The sequence below is a fragment of the Arthrobacter sp. Y3223164 genome, assembly GCF_059091005.1.
The window spans coordinates 1-1,805 of record NZ_JBNHGF010000484.1; the positions used below are offsets into that span (position 1 = coordinate 1).

Annotated in this window: 2 protein-coding genes; one reads left to right on the forward strand and one right to left on the reverse strand. The window is 71.4% G+C overall.

What is annotated here, in order from left to right:
• Positions 1-130: 130 nt before the first annotated feature.
• Positions 131-1,234, reverse strand: coding sequence for a GTP 3',8-cyclase MoaA (gene moaA, locus AC5RUJ_RS15650; RefSeq protein WP_494128324.1), 1,104 nt, complete (start codon positions 1,232-1,234; stop codon positions 131-133).
• Between the two features lie 113 nt (positions 1,235-1,347).
• Here moaA and AC5RUJ_RS15655 point away from each other — a divergent pair, with 113 nt between their 5' ends.
• Positions 1,348-1,752: a TOBE domain-containing protein gene (locus AC5RUJ_RS15655; protein WP_494128325.1), complete on the forward strand. Its 405-nt coding sequence runs from the start codon at positions 1,348-1,350 to the stop codon at positions 1,750-1,752.
• Positions 1,753-1,805: the final 53 nt, after the last annotated feature.

Here is a 1,805-nt window from a genome sequence, read left to right on the forward strand (position 1 = left end):
CCGCCGCGGTGCTGTGCCGGGCGATGACCTCGCGCAGCACCGCCTCCAGCGTGCTGCCGTCGGGCAGCGGCAGGGATTCCTCCTCGACGCCGGCGGCGGCCTGCGCCGCCCCGAAATACCGGATGATCATCTATCCGCCTATCGCACTCATGGTCCGGTCCGGCTGGACGAAGTCCGTGCCGCCCAGACCCGCATGATCCATACCGTGGGCCTTGGGTTTGCCCCACATCGCATGCCGCCACCGTTCCGCCACTGCCTCGTCGTCCGCGCCGGAGCGCAGGAGGTCCAGCAGGTCAGTTTCCTCGTGCGAGAACAGGCAGGAGCGCACCTTGCCCTCGGCCGTGACCCGGGTGCGGCGGCAGTCGGCACAGAACGGCTCGGTTACGGAGGCGATGATTCCCACGGTGCCGGCGACGACGCCGGGGCGGTCCCGCCGCCGCACCTCCCACCGTTCAGCCGGGGCGCCGTCGCGTGAGCGCGGGTCCGGGGAGAGCAGGAAGACCGGCTCCAACAGGGCGCGGATCTCGGCGGCGGACAGCATGTTCTGCCGGGTCCAGCCATGGTCCGCGTCCAGCGGCATCTGTTCGATGAACCTCAGCTCGTAGCCCCGTTCCACCGCCCAGTCCAGCAGCGCGGGCGCCTCGGCGTCGTTGATGCCGCGCATCAGCACCGCGTTGATCTTCAGCAGGCCCAGGCCGGCCGCGTCGGCGGCTTCGATGCCGGCGAGCACCCGGTCCAGGAACGGGCGGCGGGTCAGCTGCTCAAACGTCTCCGGGTGCAGCGAGTCCAGCGAGACGTTGATCCGGGTCAGGCCGGCCGCCTTCAGGGCGGCCGCCTTCTTCTCCAGCCCGAGGGCGTTGGTGGTCAGCGACACGGGCAGGTCGGGGTGGTTATTGCGGACGGCAGCGATGATGTTCACCAGCCCTGCACGCACCAGGGGTTCGCCGCCGGTCAGGCGCAGCTCGCGCACGCCCAGCCGCCCGACGGCGATCCGGACCAGCCGGACCACCTCGTCGTCGCTGAGGACCTGTTCCTTGGCCAGCCAGTCCAAGCCTTCGGCCGGCATGCAATACGTGCAGCGGAGATTGCACTTGTCGGTCAGCGAGATCCGCAGGTCGGTGGCCACCCGGCCAAAGCGGTCCACCAGCGCCGGGCCGGTCCCTGCGGGGCGCGCCGGGGCCGCGGCGGACGCGGTCCCGCCGGGAACCTGCGGCATTCCCAGATCAACGCTCATACCTCGAGGGTACCCGGCGGAGGGCCGCGGATGCGGGATGGCCCCGGCAGGGGCGACACCGGACGCAACCCGAACCTGCCAGGTTCCGCATTTGCGGAACTATACTGCTTTCCATGACGCAGATACGCATCTCGGATGCTGCGCGCTTCCTGGGGGTCAGCGACGATACCCTGCGCCGCTGGATCGACGCCGGCGCCCTGGCCAAGCACCGGGACGCCTCCGGCCGGGCGACGGTGGAGGGCGCGGAGCTGGCCGCCCTGGCCCGGGAGCAGGCTGCCCTGCCCCAGGATCCCACCGGGATCGGCAGCTCGGCCCGCAACCGCTTCGTGGGGATCGTGACCGATGTCCGGCTGGACGCGGTGATGGCCCAGGTGGAGCTGCAGTGCGGTCCGCACCGGGTGGTGTCCTTGATGAGTGCCGAAGCCGTGCGGGACCTCGGCATCGAACCGGGGTCGGTGGCGGTGGCCTCGGTCAAGGCGACCATGGTAGCCGTCGAGACGCCGTCGGGGACGAGCTGAGGTGCGCCGCTGGCAGCGCCTGGCCGGCCCGGCGGCGGCCGCGGCCTGTATCC

What these genes read in the sequence shown, in the direction of transcription:
- moaA (WP_494128324.1), bottom strand. Translation starts at nt 1,234, where the DNA reads ATGAGCGTTGATCTGGGAATGCCGCAGGTTCCCGGCGGGACCGCGTCC.
- AC5RUJ_RS15655 (WP_494128325.1), top strand. Translation starts at nt 1,348, where the DNA reads ATGACGCAGATACGCATCTCGGATGCTGCGCGCTTCCTGGGGGTCAGC.